We start from the raw sequence: 25140 nt of genomic DNA on the forward strand, positions 1-25140 counted from the left end.
CATGGAAAATCTATATCCTCCTCAACCTGGTGATATTAATGAAGAGATAAGCAAGCCTAGTGCGGCCTTTAAAAAGGAGGTAGTAAAAGTTTTTTTCCTTTGCGTGCTGTTTTTGTTATGGTACCTGGTCCTTCTGGCTGCAACCGTGGGTATTGCCTTTTTAATTGGCTTCCTGGCCGTACTGCTCGCCATGAGGTGATATCAGCCTGTTTAACCAATTATACCAGGAATTGAGTAATGCTTATACTCAATTACCTTTTGACGTTATTAACGGGCTGGTGTCCCGGATTCTCGAAAAGGAAAAGCAGATGAAAGAGCGGATGCATGAAATACTTAAGGACGAAAGTATCCTACAAATCCCCGCCTTTAAGAATGATTTAGATGTAATCCGGCGGTTATGTGATAGCAATCATTCATATTTCGCGGAAGGCGGATACCTTAATGAAGAGCTCGACCTGCTGAATGAAGCTTCCAACGCATTTGTAAATTTCAGTACCGGTTATAACTATGAGCTTAAGAAGCTCGCGCTGGAATGTCAGGTCAAATTTCTAAAGCCTGAAGCCGCCGGAATTCAGACTGGATAGATGAAATACATACCATAATGTTGCGTTTTTCTGTCGCTTGCCGTATCGTAAAAGAACATAGATTCTAACATACATGAATAAAACCCTGCATCTGCTTTCAATCCTGGCACTGCTTTTTGTCGGATTCATTTCAGGTTGTCAGAAGTCTGACAAAAAAGCCCCATGTGAAGAACTTATTAGTGAGGCTGCCCCGACCTATATTTTTGTCAAAGTTGTTGATAAGCAAACAGGAGCGAACATCATAGCGTCAAACAACCTGACAAGCAACGAAGTGAAAGTTACAGTTGGACAAACTACGGAACAACTTGCACCGCAAAACTGGCGTATCACTACAAACGCCAGTACTTCACCCTATTACAGCGTTCTGCAGCTACTGGCCTTGCCGGCAGGAGAGGGGCAGTATATCCGTAAAATTACGCTGGGGAACTTTGGTGATATAACGCTGAATTATAAAGTCAGCAAAAAAGAAAACACCAGTGACTCACCCTGTAGTTCCCAATATTACTATTCCGTTTCTGAAGTCAGCATTACAGATCATCCCTTTGAGCTCTTAAAGATCCAGGGCCAGGATGTTCCAAATTTTCTGGTTGTTGCCTTGTAATGATAGGAGAACAGCTTTCCTGAAGTATTACTCAGGGTCAAACTTCAATAACCAGATCTTATTCAGAGCGATGAGTCCGAAAAGTATACCCAATATCCTTGCAGGTATCCGGAAATATTATCCGGTTCCCGAAGCCTCTATGGCTCAACTGGTGTCATATCTGGAGCATGGAGATTACCTCCGGGGTGATTTGCTCATTCGTAAAGGCGTTAGAAACAGGTATGTTTACTTTATCGAAAACGGCTGTACCCGGACGTATATCATAGCCAAAGGAAAAGACATCACCAATTGGTTTAGCTGTGAAGGGGATATTACTTTTTCTTCGTCATCACTTTACCATGACGCACCTCCTTTTGAATACGTTGAGGTCTTAGAAAAATCTACCATATTTACAATCAGTATTGAAAACCTGGAAAAACTATTATTGTCAGACATTCATCTAACCAACTGGTCTAGAACTATTCACCAGGAAGTACTATTAAAAATGCAAACGCTCCGGCTCGACAGGCTATCCCTGTCAGCCAAAGAACGTTATGATAAATTCTGCAGGGAAAATCCGGTTTTGTTAAACCGTGTAAATCTGGGCCATATCGCTTCCTATCTTGGAATTTCCCAGCAATATCTTAGTAACCTCAGAGGCGATCACCGATTTTAAGATAGATTAAAAAAACTTCTTGTCGCTAAGCTTAAATTTGCCGGAGCAATAATATTCAATGAAATCAGAACTAGAAAAATGTCTTGCAGGCGAGCAATTTAATACTTCCGATCCAGAGATACAGGTTATAATTCACCGCGCCAGAAGTCTTACAAAAGAATACAATCAAACCGCCAGTACAGATAGTGTGAAACGGCAGGACTTATTGTCTATGCTGTTTGATCGTCTTGGAAGCAACGTAAATGTCGACACCCCATTCTACTGCGACTATGGAAGACATATTTCTATAGGGAGTAATGTTATTATCAATATTAACTGCACTTTCGTAGATTGTAACAGGATCGAGATCGGCAACAACGTGCTGATCGCTTCCAACGTACAAATCTACACTGCTACACACCCTGTGGGGATTAATGAAAGGTTGGTAGAGGGATGGGTGGAAGGACATGAGAATCCCTTTTTTCGTACATATGCACTACCCGTAAAGATAGAAGATAATGTATGGATCGGCGGGGGCGTTGTCATCCTGCCCGGAGTAACCATTGGCAAAAACACAGTAATAGGTGCAGGAAGTGTGGTAACCAAGTCTATTCCCGAAAACAGCGTCGCTTACGGAAACCCTTGTCGCGTGGTGCGCTCAATAGATAAGTAATGGAAGTTAAAGCAGTAATATTCGACCTCGATGGCACAATAGCCAACACCCTTCCACTTTGCATTTCAGCATTCAGAGCGGCGATAGAACCTTTAATCCGGCGCTCCTTGTCTGATGATGAGATTATAGCAACCTTCGGTCCATCCGAGGAAGGCACCATAATGGCTTTGGCGCCTGATTTTTATGATGAAGGTGTATCTGCTTATCTACGAAACTACCAGGATTTGCATCACAACTGTCCCCATCCCTTCGAAGGCATGCCCGGGATATTGGAAACACTAACAAGAAAAAATATCCCGATTGCAATGGTCACGGGGAAAGGGAAGCACAGCGCTGATATATCTCTTAGACATTTTTCACTCACCAAATACTTTTCGATCATTGAAACCGGTTCACCCGCGGGCCCAGGAAAAGTGCAGGGCATTCGGGCGGTACTAAATAAGTGGAACAACATCAATAAAAACAATGTGATCTATGTGGGTGATGCACCCAGCGATATCACAGCCTGTCGGGAAGCCGGTGTTCCGGTTGTGGCTGCGGCCTGGGCGAGCACAGCCCAACCGGAAGTGCTAAGGTCAATGAAGCCGGATGAGTTGTTTCTAACCGTTGACGACTTTAAGGCCTGGCTCAATTGTTAGATCAGTATTGCTTGCAAATTATTATGATTAATTATTGCGGAGTTGGTGAAATTACTTGTCAATCCATGCAACCCGTTGTACCGAATGATGGGCTGAGGAGATGATTTTCTCATATAACGCAGGTTTTCTCGCGTTCTTATAACGATATCCTCCCGACAGTGCAAGCAACTCATGGTCCAATTCTGCAAGGGCAAACTCATTTCCAAGACTTCTGCATTCCGCAATAATTTCACCAAACGGATTTAGTATCATTGAACAGCCGTTTTTCAGCTGATCATCATCCATCCCAATGGGATTAGAGAAAACAACAAATACTCCGTTATCATATGCACGTGCTGGCAGCCATTTCATCAGCCAATTGCGCCCTTTGTCTCCATCAAATTCCGAGCGAAGTATTTCCGCATTCGTTGCTTTGTTCAGCCAGAGAGAAGCGTCAACGAAACCGGCTCCAGGCCTTGGAGAAGGAGTGCACATGGTAACGTGCGGCATAAAAACAATCTCTGCACCCATAAGTACGGTGGCTCTGACATTCTCTATAATGTTGTTGTCGTAGCATATTAGAATGCCGCACTTCCATCCCTTAATATCAAAAACAGTATAGCTGTCGCCCGGCAGGAGAGCAGGGTTTATAAAAGGATGTAATTTGCGGTGCTTCGCAATTAGGCCATTACCATCGACGCATACATAAGCCTTATAGAGATTATCCTGTTCGTCTTTCTCAAACAATCCCGCTAAGATGATAATATTGTTTTTCTTCGCCATGGCAACCAGTGCAGATACCGTCGGCCCGTTGGGAATGCTTTCAGACAAGTTAAGCAGTTCCTGTTTATTTAATTTTCTTGCAAAACTATAGCCCGTAACAGAGCATTCATGAAACGAAATTACCTCTGCACCGGCGGCGGAAGCCTGTTCAACCATTTTATTTATCACCGAAAGGTTGTAGTTTTTATCGCCACTCGCATTCTCGAACTGTGCAGTTGCTATCTTTAAATTTTTCATATTTTTTTTCGCCAAAGTTATCTCTGGGAGAAGTATGCGTATTGGAAATTTCCGACAAAAACTATCTCTTTCAGCAGCGATTAGTGGCAGAAAAGGTTTAAAGCGAGGGGGTCTGCACCCGAAAGATAGCTTAACGGCGTTGTACCTGTCATGGCTCTGAAATGATTGTTAAGGTGCGCCTGATCATAATAACCTGCGTGTAATGCACATCTCGTTGGAGAGTGGTCATGCCCCGAGCTTCTTAAGAGCTTAAGGAAGTGTGTCATCCGAAGGATCCCGCTAAACTGCTTTGGAGATATTCCAATCTCATAGTGGAACCGTCTCTGTAATTGGCGCTCAGTGGTCGGCAGATGACGGAGAAGCTCTTTCCCCCTGATGTTTCCATGATGCAAACGAATCAGGTCAATACAGCCGCTAACAATCTTGTCGGCTAATATGGATTTATTCTGGATTTGAGTTAAGAAGTCCTCGAATTCAGCAATGATGCCGTTACAATTGCCAGCTTTGTTATTCATAGCCTTAATTGCATCATATGCAGGAAACAAATCACTAAAATGAAAAATCCGGTTCTTCAGTTTGGATGCGTTTAGTGAAGTCAGTACCGCAAGGGCATAGGGTTGCAGAACGGCAATGATCATTCCGGAGCAATCCAGTGCGGGTATGTCAATATACTTGTCAAAAATTCCGTATACCAGAAGCTCTCCCATTTTCCCGGGTCCGTCAGGGAAATAAGGCAAAGCTGAGTCTTCCTTTGGTATGATAATACCGGGACTACCGTCAGTAAAAAAACGCATGGGTCCTTTATAACTTCCCGGATGGTAGATGAGGTAATGGCGTACTAAATGACTGACTTCTTGTGATGGTGCTATCTGCATAAGTTTTAATGTAAACTAATAGCTCTATCTAATTCGCGAATAGTATCGTATAATTTACTTGACGAAGGTTGATACGGTTTTGAAACATACCTGTCGCTGCTTGTCTGGCTTTTAACAGCACCTATCGAAACCAGGTAGAATAAAATTAGGGTAATGGCCTTGTTTTCCATAAATATTCGACAAATGATGTTTTCAATTGTTACAGAGCATCAGAATGTGCACTAGTATTTACATGATTGGACACATGCGCGACGTGTGTACACGGGCAAACACTCCTGGTCTTGTCTTTTTTGTTAACATTAAATAATGATTAGCTTAATGCTGTCAGAATAATTTTGTTTTTGAGTTATGTCTGATAATTTTTCCGGTATCTCTGAAGAAAATCGCTTGTTTTCCTTGTTATGTGAAGGGAATAAAGAGGCTTTTGATAAGATCTATAAGCTTTATTGGAAAAAGTTGTTTGTATACCTGGTAAAGGTGATCCAGGACAAAGAAGCAGCGCAGGATATCGTTCAGGAGATTTTTGTTTCCTTATGGCTGCGCAGGGATAGCATTCCACACTCTACCACACTAGCAGGTTACCTTTTTACGGCAGCCCGCTTCAAAGGTATCAGCCATATACAAGCCTCTGCTAACAAAACCAAACATCTGGACAATCTCATAAAATATTATTCTGAGCAGCGTGATGTGGTTAATGAAGAATATGCCGCCAAAGAACTAAATCTAGTATTGAATAAGGAAATCGAAAAGCTACCACCCAAAATGAGGGAAGTATTCGTCTTAAGCCGAAAGGAAAATTTAAGCTACAAGGAAATATCTGAAAAACTGAATATTTCAGACAAAACTGTTAAAAAGCAGATTAACAATGCCTTAAAGCACTTTAAATTAATCCTCAATGAAGGCTCCTTTTACCAGATATTAGTGCTAGGGTCTTACCTGCTTTAGCCCTATTGACAAAAAATCTTACCAATTGCCTGAAATTTCCTTCTTTTGCTCTAAATATTTTTTTCAAATGGGTCTACTACCAAAGGCTATTTTTGGAGATATTTATAATAAACATGGATAGAAAAGAGCTGGACCAACTCCTAAAGCGTTATTCCGAGGGTAAGTGTACCGCGCAGGAAAAGATCATTTTAGAACAATGGTTTGATGCTCAATCTAATGCCGGTAGTTGGGATTTTGAAGAAAAGGAGGAGACCCATACAGAAGAAATCATCAAAAAACGTATCGACAGGCGATTAGAATCTCGCAAAACTCAATGGGGGATAATATTTAAGGCCGCCGCTGTTCTGCTCCTTGTTTCCAGTATCATATTCTTTAACAGAACTAAGATCTATAATGCAGTTAACCCCGTTGTTTATATCGAAAAACACTCTTCAGAAGATCAGCAGATAAAAATCACCTTAAGCGATGGCTCGAAGGTCTGGTTAAATGAAAACAGTAAGTTAAAATACCCCGAAAAGTTTAATGGCGAGGTAAGAGAGGTGACGCTTGAAGGCGAGGCATATTTTGATATACAGCACGACAAAGAAAAGCCCTTCATTGTAAAATCCTTACACACTACCACGCAGGTTTTAGGTACAGCTTTTAATATAAGAGCATATCCTTTCCTGAGCAATGTAAGTGTAGCTGTAACGAGAGGAAAGGTACGGGTATCTGAGCAAAGCGCTGGTGGTGCATCAGAAAGCACTGTTCTTTTACCTAATGACCAGGTTAGCGTCGACCGGACAACCGGCACTCTAAGAAAGATCAGGGTTGATTCCTCCGGTGTTACAAGCTGGCAGAAAGGATATATCACCTTTAATGCGGAGCGGCTGGCTGACATTAGTGCTATGCTGGAAAGTGAATATCCTGTGAAGATTCGTTTCAGGCAGGAAGAACTGAAGGACTACAGGCTGACTGCAGGCTTTAGCAGCAAAGAACGCATAGAGGATATTTTAGAGATCCTCGCCCGTATCAATAGCTTGTCATATCAAATTGACGGTAATACCGTGTACTTTACCCGCAATTAGGCCCCGACCCAGCAATCAGGTTTAGATCTGGATATCTAAAAATAAAAATCTGAATATCAGTATTTTATATTTTTTCTATAGTTTTTTAACCACCTGCCTACTACCTAGCCCTGCTTGTGGCGATATATCTGTAAACACGTTACACAATATGGCACAATCAAGCACATATCCACCGGGGAAATTCATCACCCAACATTATCAAAAGGCAAATACCGAAAAATTTGATGACATTTTTCTCTCACTGATATGAAAATTTTACACCGTATACTTTTGGTTGTTTTGATTGGATCTTGTTCTTTAATGGCGCCCGAATCTAAAGGACAAACAGCTTCTGGCTCAAAGATCAGTGTTGATATTAAAGATCAAAGCCTTAAGTCTGCTTTATCGATCATTCAAAAGGCATCAGGCCTGCAAGTAACCTATAACGAAGATTTGGTTGCTGCCTATAAAAAAGTGGATCTTACCTTAACTAATGTCTCTCTTACCACGGTTATGGACCGCTTATTACAAAGCACCGCATTAAAATATCAGATTACAGGGAACAAGATCATTATCCTGCCTAAACAAGAAAACAGGCCGGCACTTCAGGGAAAACATTTTATCAGCGGCAAAGTAGTTGATGAAAGGAACGAGCCTCTGCCCGGGGCTACTGTTAAGATCGCAGAGTTAAACAGCAGTATCTCCACCGATAGTGAAGGATTATTTAAAATAGAGGCTGATGAGGGAGTTTATACACTTGGAGTAAGCTTTTTGTCTTATGAAAGCAAAACAATTCAAAACGTTAGCACCGGTCCCAGGGAGATCCTCATTGTATTGCAATCAAGTAGTCAGCAATTACAAAATGTAGTAGTAACGGCATTGGGCATAAAGCGTGAAGAAAAAAGTTTAGGCTACGCGGTCACTAAAATAGAAGGAGAGGAGATTTCAAAAACAGCTCCTAACAACTGGGTAAATGCTTTATCGGGCAAAGTGCCGGGCCTGAATATTTCAAAAGCCGGTACCGGGCCTGGAGGGTCGGTAAGGATCACGCTGCGGGGACAAAACTCACTGGACCTGGATAAAGGAGAGCCTCTGATCGTCATCGATGGTGTACCCGTAACGAGCGGAATGATCGGGAATAATGGGATAAGTTATGGGGCCACCGGCAACACTGAAACCCCGGTGGATTACGGCAACGCCCTAAGCGATATCAATCCGGAAGATATACATGATGTAACCATCTTACGGGGGCCTTCGGCAGCAGCCCTTTATGGATCACGGGCGGCTTCGGGCGCTATACTGATCACCACGAAATCTAACAATCAAAAGAAAGACCGGATTGCAGTTGCATTTACTAGTAGCGTAACCTTTGATGACGTTCTGCATTATCCTGATTTTCAGTATGAATTTGGCTCTGGTAATGCAGGCAAACATCTTTATTATTCCTTTGGTGCCAGTCCCGACGGTCCCAGCACTCACTCTTCACGATCCTTCGGACCAAAGTTTGAAGGCCAGCAATTTTACCAGTATGATCCTGAGACCCAAACAACAGGAACCGCAAAAACACCCTGGCTTGCAGATAAAAACTATGTTAAAGACGCATTTAACAGGGGAGTGACTTATAATAATACGGTCTCGGTGACAGGCGGAGATACTAAAAATGCGGTACGGTTCTCTTATAACGACCTCCGCAATGAACATATCTTGCCCAATACAGGCTACTCATTTAACAGGCTTTCTTTTTCGAGCAACAGCAAGCTAAACAAGTTCCAGCTAAGCACCAGGGTTAATTACTACCATAAAGGAAGTGATAACCTGCCGCTGTCGGGCTATAACTCCAATACTTATATGTATGCTCTGATGTACGGTGCTGCAAACATTCCATTTAGCTGGAACTCCAATTATTGGGCCCCGGGTAAAGAAGGAATTGATCAAAACAACCGGCTGAACCCGGCAATTGATAATCCTTATTTCACCTTGTATGAAAGTTTGAACACAGTAGATTACGATCGCATTTTTGGGAGTATAACGGCTGTTTATTCTTTTAATAAAAAGATGAATTTACAGCTGAGGGGTGGTACTGATCAAAGTACATCGTTCAGAACCTTCAGCAGACCATACAGTAGTGTGCGTTTTGCGGTTGGACGCTACCAGGAGCAGCATGTGGTTTCCAGGGAACAAAATTTTGATTTTCTATATAAATATGATGAAAAGCTTTCAAAGAATGTTGGGCTGGTTTTCTCAGCCGGGGGAAGTGTCACCTACCAGCAGACAAACAACACTTCTACGCTGGCCGAACGCTTAAGCTACCCGGCAATGTACACCCTGGCAAATGCAAAGGACCGGCCACTTGTTGATCCCGAAAGGTCAAAAAAAGAGGTACAAAGCTTATACGGCCTAACCCAGCTTTCCTACAAAACATTTGCGTTTCTGGACCTTTCAGGAAGGAACGACTGGTCGAGCGCACTTCCTAAAGAAAATTGTTCCTATTTTTACTATTCAGCATCGGGGAGCCTTGTTGTCTCGGAAATGCTGAAACTCGCCAATAAAAACGTACTTTCCTTTCTAAAGCTAAGAGGATCAATTGCACAGGTGGGTAATGATACTAGCCCTTATAGAACTACCCTGTACTATACTAACTCTGATTTCGGAGGGAGTTATAATAACCCAACCGTATTGCCGGGAGGCAAAAATTTAAAACCTGAGATCATTACCAATCGGGAGGCAGGGGCAGACATACGGTTTCTTAATAGTCGCTTAAACCTTGATCTTACCTATTACAATTCAAATAGCGAAAATCAGATCCTCGAAGTGCCTATTGATCCGGCAACTGGTTACCAGCGCCGGGTGTTTAATGCCGCATTAATAAACAATACCGGCTGGGAACTTGCGCTTAGCAGCAGTCCGCTCTCAAAGAACAGCAACCTGAAATGGAAGACTACAATTACGTGGTCCACAAACAGAAGTGAAATCAGGGAACTATCTCCCGGAGTGGAATCTATCATTATGGCTACAGGCCCCAGGGGCTATATTGAAGCAAGGGTGGGCGGAGCAATAGGCGATATCTATGGTTCAGGCTATCTACGTTCTCCGGATGGGCAGATTGTGAACGACGCCAGTGGATACCCCATCGTAGATACTGAAAATATGAAATTTATCGGTTCTGCCGTCCCGGACTGGAAAGCTGGAATTCAAAACCAGCTTAGCTTTAAAAACTGGAGTTTCGGGTTCTTGTTTGACGGGCAGAAAGGCGGTGATATTTACTCCTTCTCAAACTCTGTTCTAGCCGGGAACGGAAAACTGACCAGCACCTTGCCCGGTCGTTATGAGGGTTTAATAGGAGAGGGAGTGCAGCAAAATGCTGACGGTTCTTATCGTCCGAACGATGTTCTTGCCGATGCGGCCGGCTATTATAATGCAAAATACCTGAGAGATAATGTGGAAGCAAATACTTTTGATGCGTCCTATATTAAATTGCGGGAAGCTAATTTAGAGTTCCGCTTCAGTCCAAAGACGCTGAAGGCTCTGCATGTCCGGGGCGCTTCACTTAGCATTTACGGACGGGATCTTTTGCTATTCACCACATTCCCTTTATACGATCCGGAAATAGCTACGCTAAACAGGAATCGTATAGAACCCGGTTTTGAAACCGGACAGTTTCCTTCAACCAGAAGTTTTGGCACAACCCTTAAAGTATCTTTTTAATATATGAAAAACGTATCTGCATTTTTCTATACGCTATTGTCGATCCTGACAATGGTGAGCACCAGTTCGTGCACGAAAAATTTTGACGATATAAACACCGATCCTAACAGGCTGACAGCAGTAGCCCCGGGAACTTTACTGGCCCCAGCACAGTTCGATGGTATGTGGCTCATCACAAAACGGGCCCACCGGATAAATAATGAATTGATGCAGTATTCCGTGGAAATAGGTTCATTGAACGATTTCACCAGGTATGTATTCAGAGAGAACGAATTTGATGCCATCTGGTCTACCCTTTACCGCCGGGCGAATGACATGCATGAGATGTATCAGCTGGCTGAAAAGATCAATGACGCAAACAATATGGGAGCTGCCCTCGTGATGAGGGCCTGGCTGGTATCGAATCTGACCGATATGTTTGGCGAAATTCCCTATACAGAGGCCTTCAGAGGGAAAGAAGAATTATACTATCCAAAATTTGATTCTCAGCAATCCATCTACGCAAGCCTGCTTACCGACCTGAAGAGAGCCAACGACCTTTTTTCCGAAACCAAACCTTTTGACAGTTCAGATCTCATTTACAATAACGACCCGGTGAAATGGAAGAGATTTGCGAATTCATTGCGCCTCCGCTTATTAATGCGCGTTTCCGGAAAGGAAGAAATGGATGCCCCTGCCCAGATCAACGAGATGTTTAGCAATCCAGATAAGTTTCCATTATTTGGAAGTAATGACGATGAAGCCATGTTGAGATATACTGGGGTAAAACCCTTCATCAATCAGTTCTTTGAAATGTCCGACTCTGAATTCAATGGAAACAAAAGAATGGGTAAGCACTTAATGGACCTCATGAATTCTACGGTAGACGGCAGACGATTCAGGTATGCTACAAAAAACACGGCGGGAGCCTATGTAGGTATTCCCAGCGGATATACAGAACAGGAGGGCGTGGAAATGGCTGCAAACAATGGCATCGGTACCTCAAGATATGCTACCACCCTCAAAGCGGATGATTACCCTTTGCCCATTTTGACTTGGTCGGAGGTTAACTTTTGCTTAAGCGAGGCAGCACTTAAAGGCTGGATCGCGGCCGATGCACAAACGTATTACAATAAAGGTATAGAAGCATCCTGGCGTCAGTGGCGCTGTACCTGGGACGGAACAGCAGGCACAAATTACCTGAACCGGTCAACAGTACGATTTACGGGGGCAACTGCTACCATGGAAAGGCTGATGAATCAAAAATACATCGCGATGTTCTTCTCGGGCTTCGAAGCATGGTATGATTACAGGAGAACTGGTTTGCCAAATCTTCCTATAGGACCGGCTGTGGAAAATGACAGGATCTTGCCGAGAAGATTCGAATATCCGCTTATTGTCAAGGCTACCAATAAGGAAAATTATGAGGAGGTTTCTTCAAGGATCGGCGGCGATAACCTGAGAGTAGATGTTTGGTGGGCACAAAAGCAGTAAGCCTTAAAACTATAAGCGCCAACAAAGTACTATGTTCTCCAAGTTATCCATTATTTTCATGTTCTCTTCGGTAAGCAGATTTACGGCCTTCCTGGTAGTTGTGACTATAACGTCTTCTCTTTTTTCTTGTAAAAAAGAGAAGGAAGAAGTGTCCGTTAGCCAGCACGAAGTATTCAAAATACTGTCATACAATGTTTATGAAGGCTTTAGGGGGGATCAGCAAAACATAGCAAACTTTAAAGCCTGGATAGATACCGTTAAACCGGATGTAATTGCACTGCAGGAAATGAAGTACTTTACGAAGGCGAGCCTGAAGAGCTTTGCCTTGGAAATGGGCTATCCCCACACCCTGATGTTCCATGAAAGCGGACTTCCGGTAGCACTGGTTTCACGTTATCCAATTACCGATGTCAAGCAGGTGCCGTCAGACCTTCACCTGATACAGGCCAAAGTGCTGGATTACAACCTTATGGTGGTTCACTTGAGCCCGCTCACTTACGAGAAAAGAAGACAGGAAATCGAGCTGGTGCTTGAACGATGCAGAGATTTAGCAAAAGACGAAAAAACGCTGATCATGGGCGATTTTAATAATATGTCTCCGCAGGATGCGACTTTTTACAACAACTCTGAAAAGATGGCTTTAGTGAGGCTGAGCGAAGCCAACAACCCGGAGGTAAAGATCCTGAATAATGGGAATATCGACTACTCAACCATTCAGGCGCTAATGGATAACGGCTTTTATGATTCGTGGAAAATGTTCAGAAACTCGTACGAAAAGAGTGCGCCCACAAAGTTACGGTCACATAACAATTACACGCGGATAGACTATATCTGGTTGAATGAGCCACTATTAAACGACTACCTCAAATCCTACTTTATAAAAGACTCTTTTACCCATTACCTCTCTGATCATTACCCGATGGTTCTGCTCTTAAAAAAATAAAATGACAAAGAAATACACGCTTTTTACTGGCCTGCTACTGATCTTGTTTACCGGGCTTTTTGCCGGAAATTCCAAGCAAAACACGCAGGTTAAAAAAGATCAAACACCTAAACCTTCGTTTAAGATCCTTTCATATAATGTTTACGAAGGATTCAGAAAAGATAGCATTTACATCAAAGCATTCCAAAAATGGGTGAAAGAAAAAGACCCCGACGTAGTAGCCTTCCAGGAATTAAACGGATTCTCCAAGGAGAAGCTGATAGCGATGGCAAAAAATGCAGGCTACCGGTATACGGTTTTACAAAAACGAGCGGGCTTCCCCTTAGCTCTCATGTCAAAATACCCTGTTTCCAATGTAAGAAAAGTCACAGAAGGAATGCAGCACGGTCTTCTCTACGGGAAAGTATTAAACTATCATCTCTTTATTACTCATTTAGACCCTAGGGCTTATGAAAAGCGGATTTCCGAAGTAGACACCTTGCTAAAGTACCTCCATCTTATTCCTAAAAATGAAAAGATCCTGCTAATGGGCGATTTCAATAATATGTCACCCTTAGACAAAAAGGATTACGATAATCCTGCGAAAATGAAACTCGTACTCAACTCAGAGAAAAACAACCTCGAAACCAGGATCACCAGGAATGGAGAAATTGACTATACGGCCATTCAAAAATTACTAGATGCCGGCCTGTACGATTCCTGGCGCCTATTCCACCAGGAGTATGAAAAAAGTGCACCTACCAAGATCAGGAATCATAACAATTATACACGCATCGATTACATCTACATAAACGCTGCGCTGAAAAATGATTGCATCGCCGCAGAGCTCGTAAAAGACGATCTCACCGACGTGCTGTCCGATCATTATCCGATGCTGATTACCCTTAAAAACAGATAATAGATGATGAAGTTTAATATAAAAAAGATCACACTAATACTGGTCCTAAGCTTTGCAGGCTCCCAGGTATTTGCCCAAAAAACAAATAACTTAAAGTATATAAGCGCCCAATCCCTTACTATATCCGGAAAGGGGATCTCTACCACCAATACTTACGATCGTGTAGATACAGCTAAATATAAAGGTTTACCACCCAGAGTAGCGCAGTTGTTAACTAATTCTGCTGGTTTAGCCATTCGTTTTACCACTAACAGTACCGTTATTTCGGCCAAATGGTGTGTTACCCGTAGCAGACCGTCGACCGTTGTGATGCCTGTGACACAAAAGGGGGTCGACCTGTATATTAAAAACGGAAACCAATGGCAGTTTGCCGGCATTGGCAAGGCAACGGTAAATAATGGCTGTAACGAGGAGATCATTATTAGCCGGATGGATAATTCTGAAAAAGAATGCTTGCTGTATTTACCCCTATTTGATGCGGTAACCGGTGTTGAAATAGGAATTGATAGAAAAGCAGAGATCAAGGCAGCAGCCGAACCTTTCGCCAAAAAGGTATTGATCTATGGTTCAAGCATCGTACATGGAACCGGTGCCAGCAGGCCGGGTATGGCCTATCCGGCACGCTTATCCCGCTTAACAGGCATTAACTTCATTAACCTGGGAGTAACCGGCAGTGCCAAAATGGAACCTGAAGTGGCCGATATGATCGCTCAAATAGATGCCGATGCTTATATCCTGGATTGTGTACCTAACACTAATCCCGATCTGATCAAAGAGCGTACGGCTTACCTGGTGAACACCATCAGGAAGAAACAGCCTGGAAAGCCCATTATTGTGATGCAAAGCGTAGTCCGGGAAAGCGGCTATTGGGATAAGGTTTTAGGCCAGCAGGTTAAAAATCAGAACATTAACATCCAGCAGGAAGTGCTCGCCTTATTACAAAAGGATGTAAAAGATCTGTATTTCATCACTTCAGAAAACATGCTCGGTACTGATCACGAGGGTACCGTGGATGGCGTACATCCAAGCGATCTGGGGTACGACCGCATGGTAAGGTACCTGCAACCTCTAATCACTGAAGTTTTAAGTAAGTACGATATAAAAGCACAATAAAATTATTTCTCAAAAATTAGCGTTATGAAAAAATTATTTCTTGTTGGATGTATAGCACTGTCGTTTATAGGGACGCAGGCACAAACTCCTAAAAGCTGGACCTATAACTTTGGAACGGCCGAAGCAGATCTTTCTCCAGTTTCGGCAGGCGGAATTTTGTCAGCAAATGATGGGGTGAGCGGGCACACCCATGCTTCCTTGCCTGCGCCGGCTGATGGGCAAATTGCGAGAGTTTGGACCGGAAACCAAAATGCTGCAGGCTATACTTTGAATAACTCTGAAGTTCCGGGTTTCGGTTCAGGAAGCAGGTTACGGTTTTTGACTGCTCCTACATCTTCAACCAGTAAGTTCTCCATATTAAATATTGCAAGTGGTGCTACTCCGGGGCTACTAAGTGTTAAGTTTAAGTTGCGGTTTCATGCAGGTGTAGCGGCAGATTATAGATTTGCTATCGGTGGTGATGCTGGTACTGTCAATTGGACTACAAAACATGGTAGCTCTCAATTCTCTAATCAATTCAATTTTAACGATATAAATGCTCTTCCTGCATTTTTACTTATGCATTGGAAACTGACCGGCTCAAGCTATAAGTTATTGATAAGAGAGCAGAAAAGTACGAGTACATTGACAAATTTGGATGGATATAAAGAACATGAGGTAGAATTTAAAAATGGCGAGAACTACGACATCGAGATATATTCAAATAATACCTCAAATACTGACAACTCCAGCTATATAAAGAACAAGGTAACTTATACGGTTGCTGCGCGCTCAAGTCAAATATGGGTAAACGGTCAACAATTATTATACAGCGCTAATCAACCTAATTTCACCCCAACAACGGATAGTTACAACCTGGCTGCCGGAGATCCGCTTAATGCCTTCATGTTTTTAGGCTACAATAATGCTGATAACAAAGCTCTGGCTTATTTAGACGATTTCGTTTACGCTAATTACATTACAGACTTAGTAACCTTACCTGTGAAACTCTCTTCATTCACCGCCACAAAACAACATAATGGCGTTAAACTAAACTGGTCTACAGCCTCAGAGCAGGATAATTCTCATTTCGATGTATTACGTTCGGCAAACGGGAAAGATTTTACGGCGATAGGTGTGGTGCAGGGAAGTGGCACAAGCAACATCAATAAGAATTACAACTACATAGACCACAATTCCCTTAGCGGCACCTCTTACTATCAGTTAAGACAGGTTGATTTCAATGGTAGATCTTCGGTATCTGATGTGCTTGCTGTTGAAAATAGATTAAATGCAACTGAGTCAGTCCTGTCTTTTAAAGATCAAAACCTTGAGTTGGTTTTGGATGCTACTAAAGCAGGAGAGGGTTTCGTGAGAATAGCTGACTTAGCTGGTAAAACTGTTTTGAAGAGGAGCCTCACTATACAAAAAGGAAACAATACCCTTCAGGTGCCAGTGCAACTGGAAAAGGGAATATATGTAGTTTCTTTAAGTACTCTAGATGGTGTGGTGACCAAAAAAATTGCATATTTATAATTTGTTTAAATGAAATTAAGCAGGGCGGAAGCCCTGCCTAATTTCAATATCCTTAACGCAATGGCTCGTTTACTTTGTTTAAAAAATTCGCTTCTCTTGTTCTTGGTATGCTGCTTTGGTAATCTTCAGGCCCAAAACACCTCTCCGGATATCGCAAGCCTGGTAAACGTCTTTTTGGGAACATCAGGGGATCACGGTCAACTATCGCCTGCTGCCAGTTATCCATTCAGTATGTTAAGCATCGGGCCTCAAACTTATCCCAAGCTACATGCCGGGTATGAATATGAGGCTAAACGATTCCTTGGTTTTACGCACAACAGGTTCGAAGGAGTAGGCTGTCAGGGCAGTGGAGGGAATATTTTGATTAAACCTTTTATTGGGACATCAAGCCAGCCTGACCTGGTTAAGTTAGATCAATCTGCAAGCCCTGGTTACTACCAGGTCTCCTTTACAAATAAAATTAAGGCCGAAATGTCCGTCTATGGTAAGTCGGGCATGCATCGTTACCAATTCCCGGAAGGACAAGAAACTAATGGTTTTTTTATAGACCTTTCTCACTCCCTGGCTAACAAGTTTGTGGCAGAACAGCACCAGGTAAAGGGTAATAGCATCAGTGGCTGGGTACAAGCCCGTACCACATGTAATGCAGGTACTTATAAAATCTATTACTACCTTGAGTTCCCCCGGAATGTGCTCTTCAAAGAGCAAAATGCTCACCAGCTGATCGCTGAGTTTCCTTCCAAATTGAGAAATGCCGAAATCAGGGTAGCGCTGTCATCAGTGAGTGAGGCCTATGCCAGGGCATCCTTATATACCGGAAGTTTTGATGAAATGAAGGCCATGTCGCGTAAAGCCTGGAACCAGGAGCTAAGTAAGATCAGGGTGGACGGAGACATCTCCAGGAAAAAGCTGTTTTACTCGCTTTTATATAGAACATTGCAATCTCCATACAACCTGTCTGAAGAGGACGGCACATTCAGAGCTACAGATGGCAGCATTCAAAAATCAAGGGAGACCATGTACAATGGCTGGGCTATCTGGGACAATTACCGTACGCAACTGCCCTTGCTGTCTGTAGGCTGGCCAGAAAAGTACCAGGGAATGGTGTCATCACTTGCCAGGCTTTATGAATCAGGCAAAAAGGATTTCGCAACGAATACCGAACCGAGTAATACCGTCAGGACCGAACATGCCATTGTTGTCCTGCTGGATTCTTACCGTAAGGGTTATAAGATAGATTTCGAAAAGATAGCAGACTCTTTAATAAAGGACGCCGACCGCTTAGATTTCTCCAAACCAGACAAAGCACTCGAATCAAGTTACGATAACTGGGCCCTGTCAGAGATCTTAGCGATCATTAAAAGACCGGAATTAAGCAGTATATATAAAGCAAAGGCGCTGCAATACAAAGACTACTGGAATAAAGATTTTAAAGACATTACCAAAAAAGATGTAGATAAAGTGCAGGCCAGGGGATTGTACCAGGGCACAATATGGCAGTACCGCTGGTTCGTTCCTTTTGATATGAAGGGGCTGATCGAACTTTCCGGCGGCATGAATAATTATACGAAGCAACTGGATTACTTCTTTGAAAATGACCTGTACAACCATGCTAATGAGCCCGATCTGCAAGCCCCACTAATGTATAATGTTACCACAACTCCGGCAAAGTCACAAGAGCTGATGCACCGCTTCGCTGTGGATACGGTTATCCAATATTACTTTAATGAAAATAGCAGGGGAATAGACCCCTTTGTAGATGTGGTTTATAAAAATCAGCCGAAAGCCTACATCAGAACAATGGATGATGACGGAGGCGCTATGTCTGCATGGTATGTGCTGACTGCTTGTGGTTTCATGCCCGCTTGTCCCGGCTGGCCTGTCTATTACTTAAACGTACCGCTTTTCAAAACAGCTTCTTTTACCTTGCCAGGCAACAAGTCGTTTGAGGTAAGCGTAGAGAACTACGCAGCTGACAGTAAATACATCAAAAAGGTTATTTTGAATGGTAAAGTGCTCGACCGTAATTATATTACACATGAGGAGATCCGGAATGGCGGGACTCTTAAAATTGTTGCTTCCACCCGCCTGGAGGATACGATGATAATAAGCAAACCATGGATTTCGAAAGTAGAGTAATAAAAAAAGAATGATAAAAAGAAATGCCGGCATAACATCATTCGATTTATGCCGGCAAAAATCCGTTCATCTAATACAACCAGCTCTCTATTATTTTTTATTTATGCTTAGTTTCGCGGGATATGCGCAATGCCGTCAATTTAAGCCTGAAACACCTGTTTCTGGTTCTCTTTATCGTTCTGATTTGGGGAATTAATTTTATTGCTGTCTATGTGGGACTAGAAAGTTTTCCCCCTTTCCTGTTGTCTGCTATCCGCTTCGGGCTTTCGGCCTTGCCCTGGGTGTTTATGCTGCCCAAACCCGATGCTCCATTAAAATTTGTTTTAGGCTACGGTCTGTTCAATTTCGCTATGCAATTCGGGCTGCTTTTCAGTGGAATTCATCTCGGTTTGTCTCCGGGACTCGCTTCGCTTCTTCTTCAGATTTCAGTATTCTTTTCTATGGGCCTGGCATTTATATTCTTTAAGGACAAACCAAGCGTTCTGAAAATATGTGGTTCGCTGATATCCTTCGTTGGAATTGGCATTGTTGCTGCACATATTAAGGGGGGTGCCACCTTTATTGGCCTTGTACTTACCTTGCTTGCTGCGTTCTCCTGGGCGGCCGGCAATATGTTCACAAAAAAAGTTAACGCCCAATCCCCACTTTCGCTTGTGGTCTGGGGAAATCTGATCGCTTTTCCCTTTATGGTAGTGCTCTCTTTGGTCTTGGAAGGGCCTGCTTTAATTGAGCACTCACTGCATAAGGCGTCCTGGGAAACTATTGCTGCAGTTTTCTATATCGTTTATATTTCCACACATATTGGCTACGGTGCCTGGGGATTTCTTTTGAAGTCTTACTCTCCGTCAGCCGTGGTTCCTTTTACCCTCCTGATCCCGGTTGTAGGCTTTTTTAGTTCAGCAGTATTTCTAGGCGAAGACCTGCCTTCCTGGAAACTTTTAGCCTCCTTGTTTATTATCGGCGGACTTGTTTTTGGCTTGCTTGAGCGGCAGATACGTTCGCTTTTGCGGATCCTGGCTCCTGAAAAAGCAGGTTAACCCAGGCGTACTATCCGGATAGAATACCGTCTGCCGGATCTTAAGAACTACATTCTTTCAAGAGAAAACCATAATTAACCCTTCTCAAGACTTACTCAGGTATTCTCTCAATGTGCTTTCAATCTTTCCGCAACCTACCAGAAAGGGTTTGTCATCAATGCTGATATTAAATCCCTGACCTACCACTGTATATGCTCCTGATACTTTGCCGAGCGGGGTTGATATATTAAAATTGCCCGATGATGGGTCGCCATTAAAAGTTCCGCCCGCCTGAGCTATTGCAGATTGTGCTTTTTGAATCAAATAATCAGCCGAGCCCTGAAACTCGATTGTAAAGTTGCATTTAGACATAGGATTTGTTTTATTACACAACATTAAGAAGGTAAAATAGTTCTCACACTTTAAATCCCTAAATGACGACGTAAAGGACGCGCTGCTTCGATTAATTTGGTTTATCGTTTATAATAATAATGCTCAATTAATATATTATTTATATCACTTATGGAGCTTTGCGGCGATATCATGGGTGAAAATGTTGACCTGGTTAATTTTGAGTTACTCTACAATCGTTGGAGTGGACTTCTCCATCAGTATGCTTTTTATATTGTTAGGGATGAGGAGGTAGCCGGAAGCCTGGTCAATGATCTGTTTGTGCAATTGTGGTTCAAGCAAACCAAGCCCGAAAATCTAAAGGGGTATTTGTTCAGGGCAATTAAAAATGCATCGATCAATTACCTGGCTACCAGGCAAAACTATCCCCTTACCTTATTAGACCAGGAAGAGCTCACTACAATTTCTGACCTTTCATCTATAAGCCCCGAATCTGACCATGCTGACAAGCTATCGATGTTGCAGAATTTAATAAGCCAGCTTCCTCAAAAGCGACAGCTGGTTTTTAGAATGCATCGTATAGAGGGCTTTAGCTATGCCGAAATTGCTGAACTTTTACAAATATCGGTAAGGACGGTCGAAGATCATTTGTCGAAAGCGATGCAGTTCATTCATACTCATTCAAAACCTTTTCTTTGCAGAAAGTTAACCGAAGCTTAATATTTCCAGCCCGTATTTCCTGCCGCCAAAACTGTCTTACAGTTGAACGCAAATACATATGGACAACACACTTTGGGCATGTATCATTAAAAGATTATCCAACGAGGAAACGGCAGAGTCAACGGCTTTGCTTGACAGCTGGTTAAATCAGGATCTCAGAAATAAGCAAGAATACGACGAAATAAAAGCCGTATGGGAGCTGGGAGGCACGTTGGCGGTGAAAGGTCTGAACAATTTTTCGGATGTAAAGGCCCGCATACAAACCAGCGAGGAGCCGAATGAAACCCGGCCTCTTCGACGCAATCTCTGGAGTTACGGCCTGGCCGCAGCCATTTCCGCAGTGTTTCTTTTGACTGCATTTTTTCAATTTTATAAAACAGGTAAAAAAGAAGCTGCCAGGGAGCAATGGATCGTTAAAAAAGCCGGTGCATCAAAAATCCATTTGGTGTTGCCCGATAGTACTGAGGTTTGGCTAAACGCCGGAAGTGAAATAAGCTTCCGTAGAGCATTCAGCGATCATAAGCTTCGCTTGGTAAAATTGAGTGGCGAGGGATATTTTGACGTAAGTCATAACCCATCGCGACCTTTCATAGTACAAAGCGGTCTGGTAAAAACCACCGTGTATGGTACAAGCTTCAACATAAGAGCATACCAGAACGAGCGTATTTATTCGGTATCTGTAAACTCTGGAAAAGTAGGCGTCTCTACACCCGTAAATTCCTCTTCAAAACTAAAAGGATCACCTTCAGAAAAGCAAAGTGTCATGTTCTTAACACCAGGACAGAAATTGCTTTATAGTAAGTGGAATAAGCAGGTGTCCATGTCTGAGATCAGGACGGCCGATGTCAACTCATGGTTGGAAGGCGAATTAATATTTGATCAGACTCCGCTTAACGAAGTTTTCAGAACCCTTGAAAGACAATACAACCTTGAGATCGTGTCGGATGATCAGCGACTGGAGGGATGTACCCTTACTGCAAGGTTTAAAAATAAATCTATTGCTGAAGTGCTTAAAACACTAAAGCTTGCTACGAATATACGGTCGAAATATGTTGGACAAACCATTTATATAGAAGGAGGAGCAGCATGCGGTAGTACCAAATAAAAAAGCCGCTTCCTGGAAGGAAGCGGACTCTGTTACAGCCATTTGCCGGCAAGCTGCTGGCTGTTTAATAATTTAAATCGGAAAAATTTAAACAAAACAAATTTATGAAAAAAATTAATGAGGCCTCAGGCCTTATGAAAATACTTATGCGTATAAGCCTGTTAATCAGTATTATTTTTGTGACCGGTCTCCAGTTGCTTGCTGCCTCTGTAGTTAATGGACAAAGTGCATTAGACCAGCCGATCTCAATCAGCATCAGGAATGCTGCATTTGCCGACTTGCTGAAAGCGATTGAAACAAAAACGGGTGTGAGCTTTGTGTACACCAATAATGAAAGGGTAGAAGGTGCCGTATCTGTTTCCAGCCAGACCAAAACAGCTAGAGCGATTTTATTTCCCTTGTTGAAGAGTAATAATCTAAAATTAATTGAAGAAGGCTCAACAGTAATAATAAAAAAGACTGCACGAACAACAACCGCCCCGAAGACAGGAGCAGTGGTTGGTTATGTTAAAGATATTTCCAGCAATCAAACCTTACCCTATGCAACAATTATACTTAAAGAAAATAACCGAAAAATCCTCACAGATTTGAACGGCTACTTCGTCCTAAATAACCTGAAAGCCGGTAATGCGGTATTGCTAGTAACTTATATCGGTTATGAAACAGCAGAATTTCCTGTGGATATTAAAGGCGGTGAAACAATAAGAATAGAGCTGAAGCTGAAAAGTCGGAGTAATGAAATGGATGGGATTACCATCACAGGTATCCGGCGTGGCGAAGCCGTTGCTCTGAGCAATATGCGGAACGCCGATAATATTAAATATGTATTATCACAGGAGCAGATTGAGCGTTTTCCAGATGCTACCGTGGGCGAGGCTGCTCAACGGGTTCCTGGTATTGCAATGGATTATAGTTATGGCTTGCCAAGGAATATCATCATCAGGGGATTAGATCAGAGCATGGGATCTGTTACCTTAAATGGAAACAGGTTACCTTCTACACAAACCAACTCTCGTGATATTGACCTGAATGGGATCCTTTCATCAACAGTGGAAGCGATCGAAGTGAATAAAACACTAACTCCTGATATGGATGCCGACGGAACATCGGGTTCTGTGAATATCATTTCTAAGACTCCAAAGCCAGGATCGCAGCAAATTCGGGTAAAAGGCTCGTTCGGGAATAACTTTCTTTTAGGTAAGCAAAACTTTGATGGGTCCTTCGAATACGGCCGAAGGGATAATAAATGGGCGTACCAGATCGGGTTGAATTACAGCAATACTTACCGGGGGGAAGATCGGGTGCAAAAAGATTACGATACTTATGAGATCAACGGGGAGGAAAAGATCAAATTGTCGAACCTTGAATTGGAAGGTTCAGATCTCCACAGACAAAACCTGGGTTTACAGGCCGAACTAAGCTTCTTCCCTTCAGAAAAAACACAAATATACGGAAGAACGTCATACAATAAATTCTATGAACTGCAAACCAGGGGAACCAAAAGTTTCGAAATAGGTGAGTATACGGATGAAAATACTGCCGGCGACATTACTATCGGATCTGCCGGTTCTCCGAGAGATTACCACCGTGATCTGTTTAGCTTGTCTGTTGGCGCTAAAACAAACATAAATAACTGGAAGGCCGACATTGATCTGACTTATGGCAGTGGTTTATACGATCAGCCGATCTATTATGATGGGTATTTTACTTACAACGGCTTGAACGCTGGCCTCGATATGAGCGACCCAAGAGCTCCTCAGTTTAACTTCACTAATGGCGACATAAAAAATGCGGCTAACTATACAACTTCTTCCTATGTGAACAGGCATCAGATCGCCCATGACAGGGACGGACAAGGCTCTTTCAATATTCAGCGAACTTTCGAGCTTAGTCAGAAGAATAAGTTTTTGTTTAAGTTCGGCGGACGCTACAGGTATAAGGAAGACGACCATACCAGGGATTATTTCCAGCATAAATTGAAAGCTGGTACAGTATCCATGCAGGACTTTTTGTCGGACTATTCCCGCACAGATTATTTCAATGGTAAATACGACCTGTCGGGAGCCATAGCCAACGGCTACCTGATGGAAGACTATTATCAGAATAACTTATCCTTGTTCGAAACCGATGAAACCTATGTAAGGCAGAATACTGATCCGGATTCCTACCGGGGTAAAGAAACTATGGGTGCAGGATATGCAATGGGTAAACTTACGCTCAACAAACTTGACATCATTACCGGGCTTAGATATGAAAGAACTGGATTTAATTATAAGGGAAATGTGGTATCTTTTGATGACCAAGGGAAGTATGTTAGCACGATAAAGGTAAATACTAAGTCTTCTTTCGACGGATTTTTCCCTAGCTTAAACCTGAAATATGCCCTTGATCAGCGCACAAACCTGAGAGCAGCCGTAACAAAGTCGCTTTCCCGCCCGGGATATTATGATCTGGTGCCATGGCAGGAAGTCGAAGTCAGGCGAAAAAGAATGAAGCAAGGAAATCCAGACCTTGACCAGGCAACTTCAGTCAATGTTGATTTTCTATTCGAGCATTATCTTAAATCGCTTGGATTAATCTCCGGTGGTGTATTCTATAAAAATATTGACAATTATATTTATGAGAGTGTGTATACCCAGCAGGGAGGACAGTTTGATCAGTACCAGGTGACGCAAACGGTAAATGGTGCTAATGCGCATGTATATGGCTACGAAATTGCCTGGCAGCAGCAGCTAACGTTTTTACCCGGATTTTTAAACGGTTTTGGAATCTATGGAAACTATACTCAAATACAGTCGAAATTTAAGGTGCCGGGTTTAGTGAGCGACCGAACTGTTCGTTTGCCATCCATGAGGCCAAAAGTAGGTAACGCGTCCCTGTCTTATGAGAAATTTGGTTTTTCAGGACGTTTGTCACTTAACTTTTTCGATACGTTCATCAACGAACTTGCAGAAGAACAAGCTAATGACCTGATGGAAAAAAGCCGGGCGCAGTTAGACTTTTCTGCTTCTCAGCGTATCAACAGGAAATTTACGGTCTTTATCGGAATCAGCAACATCAACAATGCACAAACCATTATAGACTATGGTGACGGACGTCCTAACGACCACAAATATTATTCTGCATGGGCTAACGCAGGTTTCAAATACAGCCCTTTTTAATTTTTA

General features: G+C 42.7%; 22 protein-coding genes. 19 read left to right on the forward strand and 3 right to left on the reverse strand.

The genetic code is table 11. The features are described 5' to 3' along the window. Window position 1 precedes the first annotated feature (1 nt). The 6 genes from J3P37_RS06000 (at window position 2) to J3P37_RS06025 (ending at window position 3130) form a co-directional block, all read left to right on the forward strand. A complete protein-coding gene (locus J3P37_RS06000; RefSeq protein WP_256010148.1) occupies window positions 2–199 on the forward strand; it encodes a hypothetical protein in 198 nt (65 codons plus the stop codon). Between the two features lie 31 nt (window positions 200–230). Then, window positions 231–584, forward strand: coding sequence for a hypothetical protein (locus tag J3P37_RS06005; protein WP_256010149.1), 354 nt, complete (start codon window positions 231–233; stop codon window positions 582–584). 73 nt (window positions 585–657) lie between these two features. Continuing rightward, on the forward strand, window positions 658–1185 hold the full coding sequence (locus J3P37_RS06010) for a hypothetical protein (RefSeq protein WP_256010150.1): 528 nt from the start codon (window positions 658–660) through the stop codon (window positions 1183–1185). After that, the gene (locus J3P37_RS06015; RefSeq protein WP_256010151.1) at window positions 1154–1840 is read left to right on the forward strand and encodes a Crp/Fnr family transcriptional regulator; all 687 of its coding nucleotides are present in this window, start codon (window positions 1154–1156) and stop codon (window positions 1838–1840) included. The genes J3P37_RS06010 and J3P37_RS06015 overlap by 32 nt, the downstream gene beginning before the upstream one ends. A gap of 58 nt (window positions 1841–1898) precedes the next feature. Beyond that, a complete protein-coding gene (locus J3P37_RS06020) occupies window positions 1899–2492 on the forward strand; it encodes a sugar O-acetyltransferase (RefSeq protein WP_256010152.1) in 594 nt (197 codons plus the stop codon). Beyond that, complete coding sequence (locus J3P37_RS06025; protein WP_256010153.1) at window positions 2492–3130, forward strand: HAD family hydrolase; 639 nt, start codon at window positions 2492–2494, stop codon at window positions 3128–3130. The genes J3P37_RS06020 and J3P37_RS06025 overlap by 1 nt, the downstream gene beginning before the upstream one ends. A gap of 51 nt (window positions 3131–3181) precedes the next feature. Here the strand turns inward: J3P37_RS06025 and J3P37_RS06030 are convergent, their stop codons facing one another. Together J3P37_RS06030 and J3P37_RS06035 are read right to left on the reverse strand one after the other, a co-directional pair. Then, entirely contained in the window at window positions 3182–4129 is a 948-nt protein-coding gene (locus J3P37_RS06030) for a nitrilase family protein (protein WP_256010154.1), read from the reverse strand. Window positions 4130–4209: 80 nt separating this feature from the next. After that, on the reverse strand, window positions 4210–5004 hold the full coding sequence (locus J3P37_RS06035) for a helix-turn-helix domain-containing protein (protein WP_256010155.1): 795 nt from the start codon (window positions 5002–5004) through the stop codon (window positions 4210–4212). A 348-nt stretch (window positions 5005–5352) separates the two neighbouring features. On the opposite strand from J3P37_RS06035, the gene J3P37_RS06040 reads away from it, so the two are divergent. The 10 genes from J3P37_RS06040 to J3P37_RS06085 all read left to right on the forward strand — a co-directional run bounded on the left by J3P37_RS06040 (window position 5353) and on the right by J3P37_RS06085 (window position 19818). Continuing rightward, window positions 5353–5949, forward strand: a complete 597-nt coding sequence (locus J3P37_RS06040; protein ID WP_256010156.1) for an RNA polymerase sigma-70 factor — start codon at window positions 5353–5355, stop codon at window positions 5947–5949. A 113-nt stretch (window positions 5950–6062) separates the two neighbouring features. Next, entirely contained in the window at window positions 6063–7016 is a 954-nt protein-coding gene (locus J3P37_RS06045; RefSeq protein WP_256010157.1) for a FecR family protein, read from the forward strand. Window positions 7017–7262: 246 nt separating this feature from the next. Further along, window positions 7263–10700, forward strand: coding sequence for a SusC/RagA family TonB-linked outer membrane protein (locus tag J3P37_RS06050; protein WP_256010158.1), 3438 nt, complete (start codon window positions 7263–7265; stop codon window positions 10698–10700). Window positions 10701–10703: 3 nt separating this feature from the next. Next, a complete protein-coding gene (locus J3P37_RS06055; RefSeq protein ID WP_256010159.1) occupies window positions 10704–12173 on the forward strand; it encodes a SusD/RagB family nutrient-binding outer membrane lipoprotein in 1470 nt (489 codons plus the stop codon). A gap of 31 nt (window positions 12174–12204) precedes the next feature. Next, window positions 12205–13116, forward strand: coding sequence for an endonuclease/exonuclease/phosphatase family protein (locus J3P37_RS06060; RefSeq protein WP_256010160.1), 912 nt, complete (start codon window positions 12205–12207; stop codon window positions 13114–13116). 1 nt (window position 13117) lies between these two features. Next, entirely contained in the window at window positions 13118–14014 is an 897-nt protein-coding gene (locus J3P37_RS06065) for an endonuclease/exonuclease/phosphatase family protein (protein ID WP_256010162.1), read from the forward strand. Between the two features lie 3 nt (window positions 14015–14017). Further along, window positions 14018–15127, forward strand: a complete 1110-nt coding sequence (locus J3P37_RS06070) for an SGNH/GDSL hydrolase family protein (RefSeq protein ID WP_256010163.1) — start codon at window positions 14018–14020, stop codon at window positions 15125–15127. A 24-nt stretch (window positions 15128–15151) separates the two neighbouring features. Continuing rightward, window positions 15152–16642: a T9SS type A sorting domain-containing protein gene (locus tag J3P37_RS06075; RefSeq protein ID WP_256010164.1), complete on the forward strand. Its 1491-nt coding sequence runs from the start codon at window positions 15152–15154 to the stop codon at window positions 16640–16642. Window positions 16643–16651: 9 nt separating this feature from the next. Then, complete coding sequence (locus J3P37_RS06080) at window positions 16652–18781, forward strand: GH92 family glycosyl hydrolase (RefSeq protein ID WP_256010166.1); 2130 nt, start codon at window positions 16652–16654, stop codon at window positions 18779–18781. A gap of 122 nt (window positions 18782–18903) precedes the next feature. Then, entirely contained in the window at window positions 18904–19818 is a 915-nt protein-coding gene (locus J3P37_RS06085; RefSeq protein WP_256010167.1) for an EamA family transporter, read from the forward strand. Between the two features lie 84 nt (window positions 19819–19902). On the opposite strand, the gene J3P37_RS06090 is transcribed toward J3P37_RS06085, so the two are convergent. Further along, window positions 19903–20169, reverse strand: a complete 267-nt coding sequence (locus tag J3P37_RS06090; RefSeq protein ID WP_256010168.1) for a hypothetical protein — start codon at window positions 20167–20169, stop codon at window positions 19903–19905. A 150-nt stretch (window positions 20170–20319) separates the two neighbouring features. On the opposite strand from J3P37_RS06090, the gene J3P37_RS06095 reads away from it, so the two are divergent. From J3P37_RS06095 to J3P37_RS06105, 3 genes are all read left to right on the forward strand, one after another. Beyond that, complete coding sequence (locus J3P37_RS06095; protein ID WP_256010169.1) at window positions 20320–20868, forward strand: sigma-70 family RNA polymerase sigma factor; 549 nt, start codon at window positions 20320–20322, stop codon at window positions 20866–20868. 58 nt (window positions 20869–20926) lie between these two features. Next, window positions 20927–21973: a FecR family protein gene (locus J3P37_RS06100; protein WP_256010170.1), complete on the forward strand. Its 1047-nt coding sequence runs from the start codon at window positions 20927–20929 to the stop codon at window positions 21971–21973. 104 nt (window positions 21974–22077) lie between these two features. Next, window positions 22078–25134, forward strand: coding sequence for a TonB-dependent receptor (locus tag J3P37_RS06105; RefSeq protein ID WP_256010171.1), 3057 nt, complete (start codon window positions 22078–22080; stop codon window positions 25132–25134). Window positions 25135–25140 lie beyond the last annotated feature (6 nt).

It is taken from the genome of Desertivirga xinjiangensis (genome assembly GCF_024436435.1).
GTDB lineage: Bacteria > Bacteroidota > Bacteroidia > Sphingobacteriales > Sphingobacteriaceae > Desertivirga > Desertivirga xinjiangensis.

Coding starts and splice junctions, on each gene's coding strand:
- J3P37_RS06010 (WP_256010150.1), top strand. CDS start 658: ATGAATAAAACCCTGCATCTGCTTTCAATCCTGGCACTGCTTTTTGTC.
- J3P37_RS06085 (WP_256010167.1), top strand. CDS start 18,904: ATGCGCAATGCCGTCAATTTAAGCCTGAAACACCTGTTTCTGGTTCTC.
- J3P37_RS06065 (WP_256010162.1), top strand. CDS start 13,118: ATGACAAAGAAATACACGCTTTTTACTGGCCTGCTACTGATCTTGTTT.
- J3P37_RS06105 (WP_256010171.1), top strand. CDS start 22,078: ATGAAAAAAATTAATGAGGCCTCAGGCCTTATGAAAATACTTATGCGT.
- J3P37_RS06025 (WP_256010153.1), top strand. CDS start 2,492: ATGGAAGTTAAAGCAGTAATATTCGACCTCGATGGCACAATAGCCAAC.
- J3P37_RS06040 (WP_256010156.1), top strand. CDS start 5,353: ATGTCTGATAATTTTTCCGGTATCTCTGAAGAAAATCGCTTGTTTTCC.
- J3P37_RS06075 (WP_256010164.1), top strand. CDS start 15,152: ATGAAAAAATTATTTCTTGTTGGATGTATAGCACTGTCGTTTATAGGG.
- J3P37_RS06020 (WP_256010152.1), top strand. CDS start 1,899: ATGAAATCAGAACTAGAAAAATGTCTTGCAGGCGAGCAATTTAATACT.
- J3P37_RS06095 (WP_256010169.1), top strand. CDS start 20,320: ATGGAGCTTTGCGGCGATATCATGGGTGAAAATGTTGACCTGGTTAAT.
- J3P37_RS06000 (WP_256010148.1), top strand. CDS start 2: ATGGAAAATCTATATCCTCCTCAACCTGGTGATATTAATGAAGAGATA.
- J3P37_RS06030 (WP_256010154.1), bottom strand. CDS start 4,129: ATGAAAAATTTAAAGATAGCAACTGCACAGTTCGAGAATGCGAGTGGC.
- J3P37_RS06055 (WP_256010159.1), top strand. CDS start 10,704: ATGAAAAACGTATCTGCATTTTTCTATACGCTATTGTCGATCCTGACA.
- J3P37_RS06035 (WP_256010155.1), bottom strand. CDS start 5,004: ATGCAGATAGCACCATCACAAGAAGTCAGTCATTTAGTACGCCATTAC.
- J3P37_RS06060 (WP_256010160.1), top strand. CDS start 12,205: ATGTTCTCCAAGTTATCCATTATTTTCATGTTCTCTTCGGTAAGCAGA.
- J3P37_RS06050 (WP_256010158.1), top strand. CDS start 7,263: ATGAAAATTTTACACCGTATACTTTTGGTTGTTTTGATTGGATCTTGT.
- J3P37_RS06070 (WP_256010163.1), top strand. CDS start 14,018: ATGATGAAGTTTAATATAAAAAAGATCACACTAATACTGGTCCTAAGC.
- J3P37_RS06090 (WP_256010168.1), bottom strand. CDS start 20,169: ATGTCTAAATGCAACTTTACAATCGAGTTTCAGGGCTCGGCTGATTAT.
- J3P37_RS06045 (WP_256010157.1), top strand. CDS start 6,063: ATGGATAGAAAAGAGCTGGACCAACTCCTAAAGCGTTATTCCGAGGGT.
- J3P37_RS06015 (WP_256010151.1), top strand. CDS start 1,154: ATGTTCCAAATTTTCTGGTTGTTGCCTTGTAATGATAGGAGAACAGCT.
- J3P37_RS06080 (WP_256010166.1), top strand. CDS start 16,652: ATGAAATTAAGCAGGGCGGAAGCCCTGCCTAATTTCAATATCCTTAAC.
- J3P37_RS06100 (WP_256010170.1), top strand. CDS start 20,927: ATGGACAACACACTTTGGGCATGTATCATTAAAAGATTATCCAACGAG.